Annotated in this window: 17 protein-coding genes; 3 read left to right on the forward strand and 14 right to left on the reverse strand. The window is 45.8% G+C overall.

Going from position 1 to position 21,232, the window contains the following annotated elements:
- The first annotated feature begins 43 nt into the window (after positions 1-43).
- Positions 44-706 (forward strand): ABC transporter ATP-binding protein, encoded by a 663-nt coding sequence (locus AC1XUF_RS11530; RefSeq protein ID WP_483341940.1) that lies wholly within the window; start codon positions 44-46, stop codon positions 704-706.
- A 73-nt stretch (positions 707-779) separates the two neighbouring features.
- Here AC1XUF_RS11530 and groL read toward each other — a convergent pair whose 3' ends face one another.
- Together groL and AC1XUF_RS11540 are read right to left on the reverse strand one after the other, a co-directional pair.
- A complete protein-coding gene (gene groL / locus AC1XUF_RS11535; protein ID WP_483341941.1) occupies positions 780-2,411 on the reverse strand; it encodes a chaperonin GroEL in 1,632 nt (543 codons plus the stop codon).
- A 60-nt stretch (positions 2,412-2,471) separates the two neighbouring features.
- Entirely contained in the window at positions 2,472-2,768 is a 297-nt protein-coding gene (locus AC1XUF_RS11540) for a co-chaperone GroES (protein ID WP_031526862.1), read from the reverse strand.
- Between the two features lie 232 nt (positions 2,769-3,000).
- Between AC1XUF_RS11540 and AC1XUF_RS11545 the strand changes: the two genes are divergently transcribed.
- A complete protein-coding gene (locus tag AC1XUF_RS11545) occupies positions 3,001-3,708 on the forward strand; it encodes a hypothetical protein (RefSeq protein WP_483341942.1) in 708 nt (235 codons plus the stop codon).
- A gap of 76 nt (positions 3,709-3,784) precedes the next feature.
- Here the strand turns inward: AC1XUF_RS11545 and secG are convergent, their stop codons facing one another.
- The 6 genes from secG to tamL form a co-directional block, all read right to left on the reverse strand.
- A complete protein-coding gene (secG, locus tag AC1XUF_RS11550; RefSeq protein WP_483341943.1) occupies positions 3,785-4,162 on the reverse strand; it encodes a preprotein translocase subunit SecG in 378 nt (125 codons plus the stop codon).
- A gap of 73 nt (positions 4,163-4,235) precedes the next feature.
- Entirely contained in the window at positions 4,236-4,886 is a 651-nt protein-coding gene (locus tag AC1XUF_RS11555) for a hypothetical protein (protein WP_483341944.1), read from the reverse strand.
- Positions 4,887-4,940: 54 nt separating this feature from the next.
- Positions 4,941-5,453 (reverse strand): LptE family protein, encoded by a 513-nt coding sequence (locus AC1XUF_RS11560; protein WP_483341945.1) that lies wholly within the window; start codon positions 5,451-5,453, stop codon positions 4,941-4,943.
- Positions 5,454-5,472: 19 nt separating this feature from the next.
- On the reverse strand, positions 5,473-6,768 hold the full coding sequence (locus AC1XUF_RS11565; protein WP_483341946.1) for a sigma-54 interaction domain-containing protein: 1,296 nt from the start codon (positions 6,766-6,768) through the stop codon (positions 5,473-5,475).
- 47 nt (positions 6,769-6,815) lie between these two features.
- Entirely contained in the window at positions 6,816-8,246 is a 1,431-nt protein-coding gene (miaB, locus tag AC1XUF_RS11570; protein ID WP_483341947.1) for a tRNA (N6-isopentenyl adenosine(37)-C2)-methylthiotransferase MiaB, read from the reverse strand.
- Between the two features lie 153 nt (positions 8,247-8,399).
- A complete protein-coding gene (gene tamL / locus AC1XUF_RS11575; RefSeq protein WP_483341948.1) occupies positions 8,400-10,868 on the reverse strand; it encodes a translocation and assembly module lipoprotein TamL in 2,469 nt (822 codons plus the stop codon).
- Here tamL and AC1XUF_RS11580 point away from each other — a divergent pair.
- Positions 10,859-11,623, forward strand: coding sequence for a TrmH family RNA methyltransferase (locus tag AC1XUF_RS11580; RefSeq protein ID WP_483341949.1), 765 nt, complete (start codon positions 10,859-10,861; stop codon positions 11,621-11,623). The two genes, tamL and AC1XUF_RS11580, sit on opposite strands and share 10 nt — an antisense overlap.
- A gap of 8 nt (positions 11,624-11,631) precedes the next feature.
- On the opposite strand, the gene AC1XUF_RS11585 is transcribed toward AC1XUF_RS11580, so the two are convergent.
- The 6 genes from AC1XUF_RS11585 to AC1XUF_RS11610 form a co-directional block, all read right to left on the reverse strand.
- The gene (locus AC1XUF_RS11585) at positions 11,632-12,420 is read right to left on the reverse strand and encodes a queuosine precursor transporter (protein WP_483341950.1); all 789 of its coding nucleotides are present in this window, start codon (positions 12,418-12,420) and stop codon (positions 11,632-11,634) included.
- Positions 12,421-12,473: 53 nt separating this feature from the next.
- On the reverse strand, positions 12,474-13,718 hold the full coding sequence (locus AC1XUF_RS11590) for a pyridoxal phosphate-dependent aminotransferase (protein WP_483341951.1): 1,245 nt from the start codon (positions 13,716-13,718) through the stop codon (positions 12,474-12,476).
- A gap of 147 nt (positions 13,719-13,865) precedes the next feature.
- Positions 13,866-14,771, reverse strand: coding sequence for a BT_3987 domain-containing protein (locus tag AC1XUF_RS11595; protein WP_483341952.1), 906 nt, complete (start codon positions 14,769-14,771; stop codon positions 13,866-13,868).
- 9 nt (positions 14,772-14,780) lie between these two features.
- The gene (locus AC1XUF_RS11600; RefSeq protein ID WP_483341953.1) at positions 14,781-16,355 is read right to left on the reverse strand and encodes a SusD/RagB family nutrient-binding outer membrane lipoprotein; all 1,575 of its coding nucleotides are present in this window, start codon (positions 16,353-16,355) and stop codon (positions 14,781-14,783) included.
- A gap of 11 nt (positions 16,356-16,366) precedes the next feature.
- Positions 16,367-19,519 carry a SusC/RagA family TonB-linked outer membrane protein gene (locus tag AC1XUF_RS11605; RefSeq protein ID WP_483341954.1) on the reverse strand — a complete coding sequence of 1,051 codons (3,153 nt, stop codon included), beginning with the start codon at positions 19,517-19,519 and terminating at the stop codon, positions 16,367-16,369.
- A 265-nt stretch (positions 19,520-19,784) separates the two neighbouring features.
- Positions 19,785-21,227, reverse strand: coding sequence for a SusD/RagB family nutrient-binding outer membrane lipoprotein (locus AC1XUF_RS11610; protein WP_483341955.1), 1,443 nt, complete (start codon positions 21,225-21,227; stop codon positions 19,785-19,787).
- Positions 21,228-21,232: the final 5 nt, after the last annotated feature.

A 21,232-nucleotide genomic window follows, 5' to 3' on the forward strand; every position in this document is an offset into this window, starting at 1 on the left:
ATCAAAACGGGCGTAGGAATTCAGCCAATTATCTTTTCGGGTCATGCATTTACTTCAGGCGCGCGGAATCAGGCGTACATATGGTTCATTACAGGTTTTGAAGGGGATTGATCTGGAAGTAAAACAAGGCGAAGTGGTTGCGATTGTGGGGCCATCGGGAGCCGGTAAAAGTACATTTCTTCACATTCTGGGTACCTTGGACAGGCCTGAGGAAGGGCAGGTTTTTATAGACGGGGTTAATGTTTTTACACAGAAAGATAGAGATCTGGCTAAATTCAGAAATGAAAAAATCGGCTTTATTTTCCAGTTTCATAACCTGCTGGCGGAGTTTACCGCACTGGAAAATGTGTGCATGCCAGGTTACATTAATGGTCAGAACAGTGAGAAAGAATTGGTAAAAAGAGGGGAGGAGTTGCTGGAATTGCTGGGGCTTTCGGGGAGAAAAGACCATCTGCCTTCGCAGCTTTCGGGCGGCGAGCAGCAGCGGGTTGCTGTGGCGAGGGCTTTACTTAACAAGCCGGCTATCGTCCTCGCTGATGAACCCAGCGGCAACCTCGACTCTCACAATGCGCTGGACCTGCATCAGCTGTTTTTCAAACTCCGGGATGAGACCGGGCAAACATTTGTGATCGTCACCCACAATGAGGACCTTGCCGAAATGGCAGACCGCAGGCTGGTCATGCAGGATGGAAAAATGCTTTTATGAATTGATTATCAGGCTAAAAAAGAAAAACCGTCAGATATGCTCTGACGGTTTTTGTGTTATTTGTTTGGCTTGATTACATCATGCCGCCCATTCCACCGCCGTGGCTGTGGCCACCGGCTGCAGGAGCTTCTTCTGGCTCGTCAGCGATCACACATTCTGTTGTCAGCAATAGGCCTGCGATAGATGCTGCGTTTTCAAGAGCCAGACGGGATACTTTCTTAGGATCAATGATACCAGCTTCCAGAAGGTCTGTGTAAACATTGTCTTTTGCATTGTAACCATAAGCGCCGGTTCCTTCTTTCACTTTCTGAACAACAACGGATGGTTCCTGACCTGAGTTAGAAACGATTGTTCTCAAAGGAGCTTCCAGAGCAACGCGGATGATGTTGATACCGGTTTTTTCGTCTTCGTTTGAACCAGTAACGCCTTCCAGTGCAGCAGTAGCGCGGATGTAAGCTACACCACCACCAGCAACGATACCCTCTTCAACAGCAGCACGGGTCGCGTGCAATGCATCGTCGACGCGGTCTTTTTTCTCTTTCATTTCAACTTCAGTTGCAGCTCCGATATAAAGGATAGCTACACCGCCAGACAATTTGGCCAGACGTTCCTGCAGTTTTTCGCGATCGTAATCAGAAGTTGTGTTTTCGATCTGCGCTTTGATTTGGTTAACACGTCCCTGGATATCTTCAGAATTACCTGAACCGTTCACCAAAGTGGTGTTGTCTTTGTCAATAATCGCTTTTTCGCAAGTACCCAGATATTCCAAGGTAGCGTTTTCCAATTTGAAACCGCGTTCCTCTGAAATAACGGTACCACCTGTGATGATAGCGATATCTTCCAGCATTGCTTTACGACGGTCGCCGAAACCAGGAGCCTTAACAGCAGCTACTTTCAATGCACCGCGGATTTTGTTTACTACCAATGTAGCAAGCGCCTCTCCATCAACATCTTCTGCGAGAATCAACAAAGGACGGCCAGTTTGAGCCACTGCTTCCAGAACTGGAAGAAGCTCTTTCATGGAAGAAACTTTCTTTTCCGAGATCAGGATGAACGGACGTTCCAGTTCAGCTTCCATTTTCTCTGTATTGGTTACGAAATATGGAGACAGGTAACCACGGTCAAACTGCATACCTTCTACAGTTTTAACTTCTGTTTCAGTACCGCGCGCTTCTTCTACAGTGATTACACCTTCTTTACCTACTTTCTCCATCGCCTCAGCGATCATCTGACCGATCTCCTCGTCATGGTTAGCTGAGATGGTCGCAACCTGAGCGATTTCTTTGGAAGTAGAGATATTTTTTTTCTGAGCTTCAAGATCTTTGGTGATGATCGCGACAGCTTTGTCGATACCACGTTTCAGATCCATTGGGTTAGCACCCGCAGCTACGTTTTTAACACCGATTGAATAAATCGCTTGCGCCAAAACGGTCGCAGTAGTAGTACCGTCACCAGCAGAGTCAGCAGTTTTAGAAGCAACTTCTTTTACCAGCTGAGCTCCCATGTTTTCGATAGGATCTTTCAGGTCAATTTCTTTGGCGACAGTAACACCATCCTTGGTGATGCTTGGAGAACCGAATTTCTTGTCGATTACCACGTTACGGCCACGAGGCCCTAATGTAACTTTCACGGCGTCAGCCAATGTATCCACGCCTTTTTTGATCTTGTCGCGTGCTTCTGTGTCAAAAAATATTTTCTTAGACATAACAATTAATAATTTGGAAAAACTTTAAGAGAAACTTATGGATTTTAAAATGTCAGACAATTAACCAATAATGGCGTAAATGTCTGATTCGCGCATAATCAGGATATCTTTCCCTTCATATGCCAATTCAGTACCTGAGTATTTACCATACAATACGGTATCACCTACTTTCACTGTAAGAGGCTCATCTTTTTTACCAGGACCAACTGCAACTACGGTTCCGCGTTGTGGTTTTTCTTTGGCAGTATCAGGGATAATGATACCAAATGCAGTTTTTTCTTCGGCTGGGGCTGGTTCTACAAGAACACGATCAGCCAGAGGTTGTACGTTCACTTGTATTTCTGCTAAAGTTGACATAAATATTAAACGGTTATTTTTTGATTGTCAGTAATTGATTTGACTGATAACCGCTAAGCACAATCTATGCCAACTGTACCTGCTCTGACATTTTTTCCGGGAAGTGTGACAAATTTGTATCCAGGTTGGCCTTTATATCATTATTTGGTTATAAAAATGGCAGGAAAATGAAAAAATTGTTTCCGATTTTTAAAATGCGTAAATTTTATTGGCACCAAATAGTGATCGTTTTATGAATAGCCTCCAAAACAATTGGTTAACAGAAGGGATTTTCGATTTTGAACACAAAAAGTACGTTTTGCTTGCCTACTTGCAGCACATCAATGGCCAGTTTGTCCACAACCGCCTGCATCCCTATCTACCCGAATTGCAATTGCATTTCGAATCATGTATTGATATCAGGTCCAGTAAACGAAATATTAAAACCTCACTGCCCAGAAACCTGACTGGGATCAATTTGAATACCTGGAAGTTTGAATACGAGGAAACGCACCAGGATGATCCTTACATGGAAGAGTTGAATTATATTCTTGATTTCGCGATTCCGAAATTCTCGGAGTCTATTACTGAGGGGAACGAACGATTTTGTAAAGTACAGGAAAACGTGACAATTTCGCCGGTAGGTATTGTTCCGCTAAGGCTGCAGGAAGGGTATCTTTTGTTCCTTCATACTTTTCAGCCTTTGGTGAGCATATTTCAATATCAGCTCGCGCTTTATGATCAAATGAAAGAACGGTACCTAAAAACGTGGTTTCTGGAAACTACCCGCATCGGGATCGGGAATACGGTATCGCAAATTAAAGTGGATCTTACGAGAAAAAACAAAGCGCTTCCTAATCCTGCAACTTACATTGTCGAGTCGAAGCGGGAGTATCCCTTGCACGAAACCTTGTTGCCGGTTGCAAAAAAATTGATGCTGAAAGAAATCAACGTGACTTAGGTAGAAGCAGCTTGCAATAAAAAATGCCTGCAATCGAATCGCAGGCATTTTTTATTGCAACGGAATGGTCTGAAAACTATTTTGACGTGTCAGCCGGGGCTGCGGGCTTGGCAGCCGCAGGAGTCGACTCCGGTTTTCCAGCTGCGGGAGCAATCTTGCCGCCAGGTACCACTGCATTTTGCGCCCTGTCAACATTGATACTTTTAATTCCGCCTCCTTCATTACTTCCACCTACGATAATGTATGATGCAAGAGAGATGAGGATCACCGCACTTGCCAATCCCCACGTGATCTGCTCAAGAAGGTCTGTGGTCTTCTTTACACCGAACATCTGGGTTGTGCCAGCGCCGCTAAATTCACTTGAAAGCCCACCACCCTTGGAATTTTGGACCAATACTACCAGAATTAACAATACTGCGACAATCGCCACCAGAATAATCAAACCCAAATACATGCTTTACAATATTAATTAATGATTGAATAACTCAATTTCAAATGACTGGATGCATTTTTTACCAACCAGTTTTTCAACTCGCGCGATATAGCTCGCTTAATTTTTTCGCAAAGTAATCCCTTTTTTCCGGTTTTTTCAAGATCAATTTCTGATACACATCAATTGCTTTCTCAATTTTACCCTGCCGTATCAGAATTTTTGCAAATGCTTCGGTTTCAACGTTTCCGAGGCCTGATGCTGCAACCCTTCCGCCCAGATCAATCTCGATAGGTTCCAGATTGTTTTCCTGGCGGCTCATGCGGGGATTTTTTTTCATAAAACCCTCGATAATCTGCTGCTGGCGCCGCTGTTCTTCAGACTTTTGCGACTGCGCAGGTGTTACCTGTTGCTCTACAATGCTGATCAGGATATCTTCACCATTTTGCGGTACGGACTTTTCCTGAGCATCAATAATTTCTTCTATATTGACAGAGGCATCATAACGCTCGGTGTCGTTTTCTACCAATTGCTGTAAGGCAATCCTGCTTAATGCGTAAGCCGCTGCCCGTGGCCGCGCCTCGTCCAGTTTTTCTGTACCTGCATGTGCTTTTGCCAACAGCGAGTAGGAAATCTGGCAGTAAGGAAACGCTTTGATCGTCGCTTCAAGCTTTGCGATAATATCCGCATTCACTTCATGAGGATGTTTAACCAGTTGGCTAAACGCCTCCTTTTCAATAATTGCCATGATCCGGATTTAAATTTTGGACAAGGTGATGAAATTAAGAAAAAGCAGTTGCCCTTACCAGTCTGCTGCCGATTTATTGAAGATTTGCTGCACCAGATTTTCGCGTATTGTAGGTAAGAGACGCGCTTCGTTTTGATTAAGTGTTTGGTCCTGAGGAAAGTCCGCGTAGTAAGTGAATGACTGGTCGAAATTTTTAGTTTCGTCCTTGGCATTGGTATAACGGACCTGAACGGTGACATTCAAGCGGTTAAGCCCTGCTTGGTCATTTGCCGTAGGTGCGGCGGCCAGTACATCATATCCGGTAATCGAACCTTCCAATACTAAGTCCCCGCCTCCGGGCTGACTGGTCAGGCTCGTGTTTCTCTGGAAATATTCTTTTAAATCCTCTGTCAGCCTTTGAGGCAGGTCCGACGGCCCGCCTGCCGTGCCCATCGTGAAATTCAGGACGCTGAATGTTTTGATATCCGGAGACAAGTTGGTGCCCGTAAAGGAGTAGACACCGCAACTTGAAATGAACAGCGAGCTATGCAGAAAGAAAAGGATGAAGGCCCATTTCTTGAAATTCATTCCGGATCGAGGGAATCTGTTATTCTTCAATGTCATACTGCTTGATTTTTCTGTATAACGTCCGTTCGGATATGCCCAATGCATGTGCTGCGTACTTTCGTTTGTTATTATTTTTGCGTAAAGCCTTAATAATCATTTCTTTTTCCTTGTCTTCCAGAGATAACGATTCTTCTTCCGCTGTTACATGCATCACGTCTTCGATTTCGCCCCGTTCGTCGGAATAACGGTCCAGGTCAACAGTTCTGGGCGCCGGTGAAGGAAGCAAACGCGGTGGATCGATAGTCGGGTTGTTGATGATCGGCTCGGGGGTGTTGATAGAACTGAAAAGGTCCTGGTGATCTTTAAGGATATCCCCGCCGTATTTTTCGTTCTCAAGCACATTCCTGACCAGCTTTTTCAGTTCAGTCATATCTCTCCTCATGTCGAACAGAACTTTATATAGCAGTTCCCGTTCTGAAAATGAGCTTGCTGAATCTTCTCCGGACCGGAGCGGCACCAATGCTTTTCGACCAGCCGGTTGTACCGGATTGAGGTAGCCGTTCAGGGTTTCAGCGCTGATCGGCAGATCTTTATCTGTTTCCAGAATGGTGATTTGCTCTGCAATATTTTTGAGCTGGCGAATATTCCCTGGAAAGCTATACTGTAACAAAAGATCCCGTGCCTCATTATCGAGCCTTACCGGCTTGGTACGGTATCTTTCCGAAAAATCATTTGTGAATTTCCTGAACAACAGCAGGATATCCTCTCCGCGGTCGCGCAGGGGAGGGACGTAAATAGGTACTGTATTAAGCCGGTAATAAAGATCTTCTCTGAACTTCCCATTGTTGACCGCGTCCAGCAAATTTACATTGGTAGCAGCCACAACGCGGACGTTGGTTTTGAGAACTTTGGAAGATCCGACGCGGATGTATTCACCGTTTTCCAATACACGCAGCAACCTGGCCTGTGTTCCCAGAGGCATTTCCCCTACTTCGTCCAGAAAGATGGTGCCTGTATTAGTTGTCTCAAAATAGCCCTTTCTTGCATCAAGGGCGCCGGTAAATGCGCCTTTTTCATGCCCGAAAAGCTCCGAATCAATCGTTCCTTCTGGTATTGCACCGCAGTTGATAGCAATAAAAGGCCCATGCTTTCTCGAACTGAGGCTGTGTATGATTTTCGAAAACGACTCTTTACCACTACCACTTTCACCGGTAATCAAAACGGTCAGATCCGTTGCTGCCACCTGAACACCCACATTGATCGCATGATTAAGTCCCGGCGAGGTGCCGATTATTCCGAACCGATTTTTTATTGATTGTATTTCCGATAGATCCATTCAAATGGCGATTGGCTATTAGCTGCTGGCTACTAGCTTGTTAAGAATTACACAACTTCAACTTCCGCCAGTGCTTTTCCTTTCAATGTAGCGGCAGTGCATTCGGTGATCAGTACGTTGACGTAATCGCCTTTTTTGAAGTTTTCCCTGGGGAAGATCACTTTTTTGTTCTGATCTATTCTTCCTGATAAGTCATCCTCAGAACGTTTGGATGTACCTTCAACGAGTACTTTTTGAACAGTACCGATGAGCCTTTGATTGCGTTCGAGCGAAATTCTTTGTTGGACTTCGATGATTTCCGCCAGTCTCCGCTGCTTTATCTCCGCCGGAATATCGTCTTTGAACTTCTTGGCGGCAAGGGTGCCAGGACGTTCCGAGTAGGAGAACATATAACCGAAATCAAACTTCACATATTCAAGCAGAGAAATGGAATCCTGGTGTTCTTCTTCCGTTTCGGTACAGAAGCCGGAGATCAAATCATGGGAAATACCACAATCCTCTCCCAGTATTCTTCTGATACTGTCTATTCGGCCGAGATACCATTCACGGTTATAGGTCCGGTTCATTAGTTCCAAAATCCTGCTGTTCCCGCTTTGGGCAGGCAAGTGGATATAATTACAGATGTTATCGTATTTCTTGATGGTGTATAAAACATCGTCGGTAATATCTTTCGGATGCGAAGTGCTGAACCGGACACGCAGCTCAGGGTTTACTTTCGCAACCATTTCGAGAAGATGGGCGAAGTTGACCTGGTTTTGCCATTTGTAGCTGTCAACGTTCTGTCCGAGCAGGGTAACTTCCCGGTAACCTTCATTGAATAAGGCCTCCGCCTCCTTCACAATTGAATGAGGGTCGCGGCTTCGTTCGCGGCCACGTGTAAATGGTACCACGCAAAAACTGCACATATTATCGCAGCCGCGCATGATAGAAATGAATGCCGTGACACCGTTGGAGTTAAGGCGGATAGGTGAGATGTCGGCGTAGGTTTCTTCTCTGGAAAGAAAAACATTAACACCTTTCTGCCCCGTTTCAGCTTCGGTTACCAAACGTGGCAGATCGCGGTAAGCATCCGGGCCTGTCACAATGTCGACCATCTTTTCTTCTTCGAGCAGCTGAGCCTTCAGCCTCTCGGCCATACACCCCAAAACGCCTATCAGTGTGCCTGGTCGTTTCTTTTTTATAAAATTCAAATGTACCAGCCGATTTCTCACCTTTTGCTCGGCATTGTCACGGATCGCACAGGTATTTAAAAATATGAGGTCTGCATCATTTACGTCGGATGTCGTCGAATATCCTGCCTCACGCATCACAGAAGCTACGATCTCGCTATCGGAAAAATTCATCTGGCAACCATAACTTTCAATGAACAGCCTCTTTTTATGGGTAACTGGTTCATTTTCTGAAATGCGCACGGTTTCACAAGCCTCTTTATCTGCCTCAGTCAATATTTTCAATGAATTTGCAACTCTGTTTTCCATTGGAAGGGAATCTTTAACTGCTAAATAACTTTTTTGGGGACACCTGGTTACCCAATTAACGTGCCGAACCTAAAAAGATAAGACTGCAAAGGTAGAAAGAAATCAGGGAAAACTGACAAACTGTCATAGAGTAAAAAGCTTGAGGGGCTGGTGTCAAAATGGATAGCCAACGCCCAGATTAATGTTCAGGAAGTTGGACTGGGTTCTTTTAAAGAGCTTGTTGAATTGCAACTCGTCCAACACAAAGCGCTGAAGGGCAGGGTCGTAAACCTTAATGCCAAAGTCGAATCGCAGGATGAAAAAGGAAAGATCATAACGGATCCCAAAGCCTGTTCCCACAGCAATTTCGCGAACAAAGCTATTGGCTTTGAATTTTTGGGACTCCGTCGCAGTACTGTTTAAATTCCAGACATTACCGGCATCAATAAAAAGCGCATAGTTAATATCCCCAAAGAATTTGGCAAGATGTCCGCGCCATTCAAGGTTGCCTTCGAGCAGGAATTCACCCGGGGATTCGATAGACAAGTTGTTCGATGTCAGTCGGGGAGGAGAAGACCCGGGGCCTAAACGCCTTGGAAGCCAGGCTCGCAAACTGTTCGATCCGCCGGCAAAAAAGTATTTTTCATAAGGAGGTACCTTACTGTCGCCGTAACTGTAAACTGCGCCCGTGTTAACCCTCGCCACAAAAGCTGACTTTTTTCCTGCCGGCCAATAGCGGCGGTAATCCGCGTTCCATCGCAAGTACTTATAGAACTGCAGATCTCCAAAAACATTTTTGATCAGATCTTCCTGTTTGGGCAGGACATTGAGCGAAGTACCCCCGGATTCCAGCGCGATCCGGAAATACCGGGCGTTTTTGGGAGGGCCGATCAACGAGTTGGTATTGTAAACAAAACTGAAATTAATATCGGATACAAAGGATTTCTGGAAACTGTTGATCAGGTTATTACCCTGTAGCTGCAAAGTGTCGAGCAGGCTCTTGAAGTCGGCGCGGATATTTTGGGTGTTCAGAATGTTCAGGTCGACCAGGGAAAGATTGAAAAGCGTCGTGTTGGTTGGCTGCCAGGAATAGGTCATGGCGATTTTTACATTGGTACGGGTATATTCGGGCCGGTTGACGTAGTTATAACCTAAACCAACCTGTGTCCTCGGATTGTAGCCGGCTGTTTGTTTTTGTAAAAGACCCGAGGGCGTTAACAATCTTGGAAAGATCAGGGAGGTGTTCACGGCTATTTCTTCGCTTCGGTAAATTTGCTGGTTCCCCAGGAAACCAGGTACCAGTTCAATGCCTCCCCGGACATTTGCCTCGAAGTTTTCAAGCCCATTGAAGACATTGCGGATTTTATAGGACAGGTTGGCGAAGGGGCCGGGTGCGCCCTGCAGCTGGATCACGTTCAGACCGACATCGGTAGATATTTGGTACTTTTTAAGAGGGATGACTTTGAAATAACTATTAATTCCTTTTCCGGTGGAATCCAATGTATAATTGTAATTCACAAAATCGAACTGGTCGGTGAGGGAAAGTTGCTGTTGTGTGTCCCTTTCCTTCTTCTGGCTGTAAAATGCCCCTGGCCGTACCTGTATCTTGCTGTCCAGGATTTTGGTAGAAAATTTTTTGTCTGAAAAAACATAGCGGATACCCTGATGGATGATTGTGTCCCTTTTGATAAATGAATCGGGCGTTCCCGACGGGGGCAAAACCTCAAAACTGACCGCGTTCACCTTATATCTGGCAAGCTTGTTTGCCTGCCCCATATCCACCCGGACCTGGACATCAACGGACTTGAAATTGCTGTCGGTCCCTGCATTTGTAATGGTATCGTTGACGAGGTAAGAAATATTTTGCCTGGAAAACCCCATATATCCCTGATTTCTGAGCAAAGTTTCTATCCTGACTCTCTCCTCTTCAAACGAATCGCCGTCGTACCTTTTTTTGCTTGTCAGAACTGCGTCTTTGCTGTTTGCATTGATGATGCTGTCGGCAAAATAATTCTTGACCTGGTATTTGACGTCTCGTATCATTGTCGGCCGATTTTCGGTTACGAGATAGTTGACCCGTATTCGATTGAAAATTGTATCTGGCTTGAATGTAACCTTGGCTTCGAAAAAGCCATTGTTGTAGAGGTATTTTTGCATTTTCTCGGCATTCTGCTCCACTTCGGTAAGGTGGTAGTAAACAGGCGCTTCGCCGAGGATACGCATCCAGAAATTCCCCTGATCAGCCCTTACCTGCGCTTTTTCCAGTTTTTTTGCGTACCTGCGCTGTATTTTTTCGAGCTTTTTGGGATTATTTTCGTTAAGACGGGATTCGTTCTGATAATTTTGTGTGACTTCAATTACTTTACGCTGCTTTTCTTCGTGGTTGTAAAACAATTCACCAAAGCGATAAAGGCCAACGTAAGGAAAAAAAGGCAAGCCAAGAAGACGCCTGTTGGGTTTTTGGGGGATCAACGCGTCGAGTTCAGAATCGTTGATGGCTTTGTTGCCCTTGATCGACGAAGTTCCTAAGAAATAGCTTTTCCCAGGTGAAGAAGACTTGGGTGCGCAGGATAGCAGCCCCAGGAGAAAAAGGAAGGAAAATGAGCTGTATGTAATCTTACAATTAATATTCAATGCTGTCAAAAAATCGGATAAAGTATATTAACTCGCTTAAAATCAAGAAATTCAGGCAGTTGCATCAATCCTTTATCATTGAAGGTGCCAAGAGTGTCCTGGAATTGCTGGATTCTGATTTTGAAATTGAGTTTGTACTGGCAACAGAGGAATTCCTGCAAAAATACTCAACTATTTTATCCCGACATAGCGCCCCGACAGAAACGGTCGCTATGACGGAGCTGGAAAGCATCGGGTCCTTTCAGACCAACGACTCCTGCCTGGCTGTTGCTAAAACGAAGCAAAATGCATTTTTGTCTTTGCAGGAAACCGAATATGTGTTGATTTTGGACGATGTACGGGACCCCGGCAACCTTGGGACGATCATCAGGGTAGCCGATTGGTACGGCATCCATAAGATGATCTGCTCAAACGATACTACCGATTTTTATAATCCCAAAGTAATCGCTGCCAGTAAAGGGTCATTTACACGGATAAAAGTTTTTTACACCGATTTGGGCAAATACCTTGAGGATCACTCGCAAAACAGGGATGTAATTGGTGCTTTTCTGGGCGGCAAATCCCTTCATGAATTTCAGTTTTCTTCTCAGGGAGGTTTTATTGTGATGGGTAACGAATCCAATGGCATCGGGCCAAAAGTTGAGCGTTATGTTACTGAAAAAGTAACCATCCCCAGGTTCGGGGAAGCAGAATCCCTCAATGTAGGAATTGCCTCAGCAGTGATGCTGGACAATATGAGAAGGCAGTTGCCTGATAAGTTTTGACAATGGATTTATTCGTGCGCAGCCTTATGTGATAATTCTTCGGCGTATTCTTTTCCTAAATATCCGTCGATAAAATAATGTGCAATGTAGAGGATTGGAGTGAGCAGGATCGCGACAACACCTTTATAAAGGTAGTTGATGGTGCCAACTGAAAAAACCTGGTTCAGGTCCCAGTTGCCAAAGACGTAGAAGGCAATTCCAATGACGACAAAACTGTCAATCAACTGGGAAAACATGGTCGATCCTGTTGCGCGTAGCCAGATAAACCTGCTTCCCGTTTTTCTCCTAAGCCAGGAAAACACAAACACGTCGAGCAGCTGACCCAACAGGAATGCGACAATGGAGCCTATCATGATACCCAGCCCTTGGTTGAATATTTTAGTAAAAGCATCATTGATATTGAACACGTTTCCCTGATTATCGGTCTTGTTGAGTTCCAGCCAGAATTGCGCCGGAGGTAGTAACGTAGCCGCCAGGATTGTAATAAAAGTATATCCAATAAAACAGGCCGTGAGAACCGAAATGCGCTTCACTCCTTTGCGTCCAAAATATTCGTTGATAATGTCGGATGTAACAAATACGATCGGCCAGTTGATCACACCTGCCGTCATATTGAAATCCAGGCGCTGTCCCCCAATGAGCAATTGCGCCGGCGGAACTCCTAGTAGTGATTCCACGGAGAAAATTTTACCTCCAATGATCTCTGCAATGATCGCATTGGTTAGAAATATTCCACAAAGCAATAGAAAAAGCCGTTGTCTTTTGGCTTCCTGAAAGTTGGGTTCCTGTATAGACATCAGATTGGGCAATGATCAAGGGAAGGTTATGCAAAGCATCGGATCGGAGTGTTTCAGGCAATGACCTCTTCTACGGTGCGTGTCGACAATACCCGGCGGGTTTCAAGGAAATATTCCAGCTTATCCATAGCCTGGTTCAGTTCGTCCAGTGTCGGTAAAAACACGATCCGGAAATGATCGTCGGATATGTAATTAAAACCTGTTCCTGCCACAACGAGTACTTTTTGATCGCTTAACAGATCGTAAACAAACTGCTCGTCGGTTTTCAACCCAAATTTTTTCAGGTCAATTTTTGGAAAAACATAAAGCGAGCCCTTGGGCTTGACGCAAGTGATTCCGGGAATGGAGACGAGGCGACTATAAACCAGGTTCATTTGCTTATGCAGCCTTCCGGTAGGGACGACCAGCTCTTTGATGCTCTGGTATCCTCCCAGTGCTGTCTGTATCGCATATTGTGTCGGAACGTTCGCACAAAGACGCATGCTTGCAAGCAGCAAAAGCCCTTCTGAATACGATTTTGCTTTTTGTTTCGCGCCACTTAATATCATCCAACCGCCACGGAAGCCGGCCGAACGGTAGTTTTTGGAAAGCCCGCCATATGTAACGCACAACGTTTCGGTCACCAGCGATCCCATCGGATAATGAATTGCCCCGTCGTACAGGATCTTGTCATAGATTTCATCCGAGAAAATGATCAGACCATGCTCTTCCGCAATTTTTGCGATGCGAATTAAAACATCTTTTTCGTACACCGCCCCGGTCGGATTATTCGGATTAATCAGGACAATGCCTTTGGTACGGGATGTAATTTTCTTTTCCAGATCGTCCAGATCAGGGTTCCAGTCGGACTCTTCATCACATACGTAATGCACCGGGGTGCCGCCACTTAGTGCGATGGAAGCGGTCCAGAGTGGATAATCGGGAGAAGGGACCAATATTTCGTCACCGGGATTGAGCAGCGCCTGCATAGAAAGCAGGATCAGCTCGCTTACACCATTGCCAATGAAGATATCATTGATTTCAACATCCTGGATACCAATCGTTTGAGTGTAATGCATTACAGCTTTACGGGCAGCAAACAAACCCCGCGAATCCGAATAGCCTTGCGCATTGCGCATGTTCATGATGATATCGTGAACAATTTCGTCGGGAGAATCGAAACCGAAAGGGGCGGGATTACCGATATTCAGGTTATGAATCTTGTAGCCCTGGCTTTCGAGTTCCAGTGCTTTCTGATAGGTAGCGCCGCGGATTTCGTATTTAAGGTTGTTGAGGCGCTGACTTTTGAGGAATTCCATGTTTGCTATTGGCTCGTAATAAGGCAAATTTAACCAAAAAGGATTATGATTTGATACATAGGCTGTTTTTGGTCAACAAGAAAAGCCGGCCAATCGACCGGCTTTTGAAAATCACGATGAGAAATTGAAATGATCTTGTATCTGCTTTTATTTTCTGACCAGGATCTCCTCGGTAACACGCCATCCGTTGGAACCCATATAGCCATATCTCAGATAGAAGGTTTTGGTTGCCGGATCATAGGTGTTATTCGCTTTGGCGGCATTGGGCCAGGCGGCGGTATACGGCGAGGGCAATGCGGTGTCAAATTGCGTGTAAGCCCCACCAGCTGCTCCAGCGGAAGGCGTGATGGTTACTTTATGGGTTGTCGGGTTAATTGTCAAATCAGCAAAATAGCCTGATCCTCCCAAGTCACCCAATTCTACTTTCACGGTTGTTGGCGAGACCGTTACCAGGGCTTTATCTTTGGCGACAGCTCGTGGGGCCGTTGGGTGATAAACGTATCCGGTTGCCGTGTAGGTGGCATCATAAATATTTTTAGCCTTCACTGCCAACAGGATAGTCCCAAAGTTGCCGCTCACCAGCCCCGTAGAAACGGATTTGATTTGAATGGGCAGAACATAGTTCTTCGAGAAGTCAAACTGGGCTGTTTTAAGCTTGATCAAAACCTCTGCGGTACGCTGCCCTTTTGGGATTACTACTGTTGCCGGTATCGTGTAAAGATCAGACGTGATGGCGTCGAATTCCTCGTGTTGCTCGGTATTATACTGTGTCACCGCAGCCGTGTCCACACCAAGCGTTACCGTGATATCTTCCGGTGCAACCTGGGCTCCTGAGTAACTGACGGTCACTGGATAGTCAGCTTCGTTGGCCAGATCAAATGACTGAGAATACATGGAATAAGTGCTGCCCGAAGGTGAAACAAAGCTGGACGGGTTTTTAAATTCAACCACATTGGTTGACTTATCAGGGTCCAGTGTGATGTCGTCTTTCAGGCAAGATGTGACGGCTATTCCAAAAAGGAGCACGCCAGCTATTTTTATTGAATGGTTCATATCAGGTTTTCAGTTAGGATCCCAGAAGATCAGGTCAGTAAACTGGTTGATTGCCTTGTAATTGGCGGCATTATACGATTGCTCGGAAGAAGGGTAAAGAATCCGGGAGGGCAGCTTGTCGGCTCTTGTCGACGTCGAAAGCAAGGACGCGATGTTGTGGTACCCGTCGCCATTTGCAACGGTTACCGGATATCCCGTCCTGCGGAATTCGTTATAGGCCTCCTCGGAATTGATCATATTCACCGCAATGTATTTTTGCGTGATGATGGCTTCAAGTCTCTGGGCAGGTGTTGTTGCCAGTTTGATATTGACCAGGTAACTGTCGGGATTGTCCGTCTTGTAAGTGGCTACATCGGCTGCAACATTCTTGCCTGCGGCAACTACATTCGTCACGTCCTTGTATAAGTAGCGAAACGATGCTGCGACGCCAGCGTCAAAGTTTGTGGTAAAATCACCCGTCAAAAACCCTTTCAGCTTTGCTTCAGCCTGCAGGAGTTCAGACTCTGCAAGAAGCATAAGTACCTGCCCCTGGCTTGGACCTTTAAGTACACCCAATGCATTGCTGATGCTGGATGAACTGCTGAATTTCCCTGTGTACCAGGTAGAGTAGTTGGTAATCACAGTAGGAGCGTCCACCTCATTGCCAAGCTGGTTGACCGGCGTATTGGTTTCAAAATTTACATAAATGACGGAACCTCTGCCTTGGTCGGTCAGTTTCTGGCCTTTGTAAAAGCCAAACGCAAATTGGGTAGCAACACGCGAGGAATTGGCAAGTGAACCCGTATTGGAATATCCCCACGTATTCCAAACAGGATTGGGTTTGTCCTTTACATATCCGGGATTGACAATGGCGTCGTCGGTTAAGAAGCCCAGGGTTTTGTCCAATGCAGTAAAACCCGTTGTGACAAAAGAAGAAAGGGCAGCCACACCCGACACGCGGACCAGTATTCGTAGCTTGATGGTGTTAGCAAATTTCTTCCATTTGGTCATATCACCCGCAAACAATGGGTCGGATGAGGAGTTGAGCGACTTGGGAAACTGGGCACCGTCAATAATTTTGATGGCTGAATCAAGCTTTACTACAAGATCCTGGTAAATGGTTGCCGCATCATCGTACTTGGGTGTGAGGTTGGCATTGTTTTTCAACGCTTCCGAGTACGGGATGTCTCCGAAGGCATCCACGAGCCGTTGAAAGTTCAAAGCGGTCATGATTTTAGCAGTTGCATTGGCATACGCCTGTTCATCGCTGCCGGCAGTTTTATCTATGACGTATTTGTAATCGTTCAAATTGTCATAAGTATTTACCCACAATGCATTGTAGTCGTTAGGTAAAAGCTGATAATTGAACAAATTTCCAAAGCCAGAAAAACCACCCGCATTGGCAATGTATCCGCCAAAGTGCCCGCCATAATTATTAAACTGGCTCGACACAGAAGCGGATCCCACGATAGCTTGTGGCAATACCAGTAACGCATCGGCGCTGGTCGCCGAATTTGGGTTGGTATTGATATCGAGATAATCACTACAAGACGACAGTGCCGTAATGAGCAGCGCCAGCATCCAATTGATGTTATATCTTTTCATTATCATTTAAATTAAAATGTGAGCGATAACGTACCTCCGAAATATCTTACGGGAGGTGTTTGTCCAAGGTTCGTAAATCCGACAGCATTGTTGTCAGCACCATTTTGGCTGTACTCAGGGTCGGTGTAAAGGTTTGATTTGGGTACCCAGATAAACAGGTTGCGTCCCTGAATACTCAGACTGGCTGCTTTGATCACTTTGGTAGCTGACAGAAGAGAGGACGGAAAATCAAAGCCTAGTGAAGCCTCGCGCAGTTTCCAAAATCCGGCGGAATTGGAATAGTTTTCGCCAATACCTGTGTTTCTCGTTCCATCAGTCCAGAAGTCGGCGCCGCCGCTTCTTACAGCGATATTGGTGTTGGCAACATAATTTCCCTCGCTATCCTTGTATGAAGAGTTTGGGATTACGAAACGGTCTCTGTTGTACCACGCGGTTCGAATACCGGCCCCGGAAAAGTCATATCCGGTTGAGATCGCATTGTAGATATAGTGGCCGTTCCGATATTCGAACAGCACATTGAATCTCAGCTTTTTGAAGCGAACAGTTCCATTGGCTCCCAGAATATGTGGCGGGTTAGTAATGCCTACATCCTGAAAAGAGCCATTGGTAGCAGGGTAACCAGTTTTTGGATCAACAATAATCCTTCCCTCGGGGTCGCGGTTATAACGGGTTGTTTGTAAAAGAGGAAATGGTGAACCTACCTTGGCAATCACTTTTGCAGCGGCGCCTGAAGCGGACAGGCTCAGTTCGCTGGATTGATCGGATAAGGAAATAACCCTGTTTTTGTTGTGGGTGTAGTTTGCTCCAAGAGAAACTTCCAAATCGTTGGTCTTGATCGGCGTGATCCGCAGACTTGTTTCGATACCATTATTCTGAACTTCCCCAACATTGGTCGTCAAACGATCGAATCCTGTGGAGTTGGGAATAAAAACAGTGATGGTCTGATCTACAGTATTGGTTTTGTAATAAGTGAAACTACCGCCAATACTCCACGGCCGGAATTCGAAGTCCACACCACCTTCAAGCCCCGTTGTGATTTCCGGTTTCAAATTGGAAGCGACGAGTGTGTTATCCAATGTAAACCCGGCACCGCTTGTGTATGGATAACCATTCGCCTGTGAGAAAGTGCTGTTAAGCGCATAAGCGCCCAGGTTGCTTAATGGTATTTGGCCAAAAGTTCTATTAGTTGCCAGGTTCACCTGACCAACCTGCGAATATCCGGCTCGCAGTTTCAAGCTTTCGAGGAAATCTGAGTGGGTTAGCGCTGGAATTGCGTCGCTTGCTATAAAGGAAACGTCAACTGATGGATAGAAGAACGAACGGTTTTCCTTCGCAAGAATCGAACGCCAGTCATTTCGTGCAGTTGCGTGCAGGTACAGATATTCTTTAAAGCCTAGGCGGGCCTCCCCGTATACGCCTATCTGGCGTGCCTTATAGTTGCCCTCTATGGCAGTCGGGTTGTTGAGGCTGTTGCCGACATTGTAAAGCCCGCCGATCACAAGCCCATTTGCTGAAATCGCCACGGCTTTGGTGCTGTTTTCACGAACTGTTGTACCCAACACGACATGCAGGTTGAAATCACGATTGAGATTGGCTCTGTATTCGGCCAGGAAGTCATTGACAAGCTGTGTGGTAAAGCCGGAATAATCAGCCACTGAGCCGGCAATGTCTGTTTTAGAGCTTCCGGAGATGCTTTTGGTATAATCAGAATAGATGAATTTACCTGTGGTAACCTTGCCCGAAAGGTTACGCGTACTGATACCAACGCGGTAAGTGAGTGTCAATGGCTTAATCGGATTCCATTTCAATTCCATATTTCCCTGCAGATAGTCACTTCTGTCGGCAAGACGATTGTTTGCCAGCGTGAAATATGGATTCTGGAAATATTCATTGAAGTATCCGTTTGGATTGGCAAATGGATTATTTCTCCAGTCCTCATACTTTGTGACGTCAACCTGGCCGGGCGACATCAAAAGATTTTGATAGGCAGCTAGTGTCTGGCTGCTTTGGTCTGTCCGGTTTGCGATGAAGTTGGTGTTGAATGAGGCAGTGAGGTTTTTGTAAATGTGACGTACAATGTTCGCACGCAGACTATACCTTTTGTATTTGTCATAAGGAACAGTAGACCTTTGGTTGAAATACTGCCCGGAAAGATAAAAAGTGCCTTTTTCATCGCCCGATGTTACACTTAGGTCAGTCTGGTTAGCTATCCCGGTGTTCCAGAAGTCTTCCCGGAAATTCTGTGTGGAATAGGGTACGGTTTGAATGGAGCCGTCCTGCAATGGTTTGCCGATCTGAACGGGTAAACCATTAAATGCGGGACCGTATTGCTGGTTTTCATAAGGCGTATATTTCGGTACATCATCAGGCGTTGTTCCCGAACCGAAGCCTGTTTGTAGCTGAGGCAGGAAACTCACCCTTTCAAGTGTAGTGGTGTTGGAAACTTTAAACTCGGTTTTGCCCGATTTCCCTTTCTTAGTTGTGACGATTAATGCGCCGTTGGAAGCATCTGAACCGTAAAGTGCTGCAGCACCTGCCCCATTTAAAATCTGGATGTCTTCAATGTCCTCGGGGTTAATGTTACCCAGGATGTCTGTTGTTGAAATGATGTTGTCGATTACCACCAAAGCTTGGTTGTTACCCGTAATTGAACGATTACCACGAAGCACGAGTCGATAGCTTGGATTGACCCCGCTGCTTACTCCCATTACCAATAATCCGGGAACGCGTCCTGCCAAACTGGCCGCCACACTGATAGGCTTACCCTGTACGATGTCCTGCGCTTTTACTGTGGTTGCCTGGTTACCGAGCTCGCGTCGCTGGGCGGTGAGACCACCGGCGGTAATGACGACCTCATTTAGAGCCAGTTCGTCGAGTGTAAGGGCTACATCGAGATTGCCCGAGGCAGGTGCTTTTAGCTCCAGGTTGGTGAAGCCTACAAAAGAGAAAATAAGGAATTGACCGGGGCGCGCATTGATGCTGTATTCACCTTTGTCGTTGGTGAGTGTTCCGGTATTGGTACCGGCTACTCGAATGGATACTCCCGGTAGGAGGGAGCCGTCGTCCTTGGAAGTAACCGTCCCGGTTACCTGCCGGCTTTGGGCGGAGACCTGACTGCAAAGCAGTAGCAACCCGCCCAAAAATGGTAGCAGAAATTTTTTCATTCAGTTAGGTTTGTTATAAGAATTGCCAGTAAAGCTAATAATTGTCCTGACAATTACAAGGAAATTTGCAGGTAAATCAGAAGATTATGATACCGAAAAGGCAATTATTCGATACAAAATTTGGTAAAATTGTGCAAAAGCAGAATGTGACCGGTAGGCCCTGATGAACGAAAGGTGCCTTTTGGAGGATAACCGGTATTGGGTAAATACACAAAAAAAGGCGGACATTTTTGTCCGCCTTTTTTATATCAAAAAAAACTTTTTATCAGAATTTATCCCACCACAATTTGGTAGTGACAAGGTCTCCACCAATTGCACCAGCAGCAGCTTCGCGGTTGGCTGGGTTCAAAGTCTGTTCGTTAATCGGATAAATCATCCGGACAGGGATTGCCAAGCCGGCAGGAGCGCTTCCACCGGTAGGAGGGGACAATTTTGGATAATCCAATCTTCTCCACTCTACCCAGGCTTCCCAGCCACGGTTGTACAATGCGATCCATTTCTGGAAACCGATTTTTTCTTTGTAATCTCCTTTTGCAGTGGTATAGGCAACTGCTGGCTGGGCCAGGTAAGTTGTCACGTCTGCCGCTGAACCGCCCCAATAGGTGATAGAAGCGGTAATTGCTTTGCTATAATGATCAGCAGCCGTACCACTCGCGATGAAGCCTCTTTCAACAGCCTCAGCAAGGAAGAATTCCACTTCTGCATAGTCCATCAGCAATCCTTCTAATGCAGGTTCGATGATTTTGGTACCTACGTGAGAGAAATTAGCATAGGTATTCAGGAAACCATAGTTACCACCTACATATTTTCCGTCTGCTGTTGTAGTAAAGAAAGATGATCTTCTAGGATCATTTAACGTGTTCAATGGATCGATCAAAGTAGATGCACCAACATAATCCTGACGGGTTGAATACAGAATGTTCAGGTTCTGAGCAACTGGGTTGTAGTTTGGTGGCGTTGCGATATATGGGAACGCTGCTTTGTCCGCATTTGAGGTAAACACGTTTGGAGCCGCCGCAGCAACCAATGTTTTTGCTTTAGCGGCATCGGAATCTGCAATGATCATGGCTAATTTCAATTTCAGGGAGTTCCCGAATTTACTCCATTTTGCCATATCGCCTTTGTAAATGAGGTCACCTGTCGTAAATCCGGCAGATGCAGGGGTGATCATTGCTAGTGCAGCGTCAAGACGTACCAGAATCGCGTCGTAAACTGTTTTGGCATCATCATATTTTGGAAGCGGATTGGTAGGGTCCATTGCCTCTGAGTAAGGGACGTTTCCAAAAGTGTTTACCAAAACTGCCCAGCTGTATACTTCCATGATCTCAAGCTGCGCAAGCTGGTTGTTTTTTACTTTGGCGTCCAGCAATGCATCAGCAGTAAGAAGTTTTCTTGATTCTGTTAAATCAGAGATCACATCACGGTAGATTGCCTGCCACAAAGCCTGAGGAATTGTACGGGCGGTGACGTTATAGCGGGGCTCGTCAAGGTAAGTCGTTGTAGACCAGTGCTGAACATACAGACGGTAGTTGTTGGAGTTTACGCTAGGCGTAGTCAAAATGTCCGTCAGGCCTTTCAGTGCATTTGAGAACAGGGTTACCGGTGGGACAACCGTCGCCTTTTTCTCATTGATGTTGTAATCATCCAGGCTATCCACGCAGGACGCAAGCAGCACAACCGGTAATAAGAATATGATTAATTTTTTCATGTTGT

This window comes from Dyadobacter sp. HNCC25DJ185 (assembly GCF_056895195.1).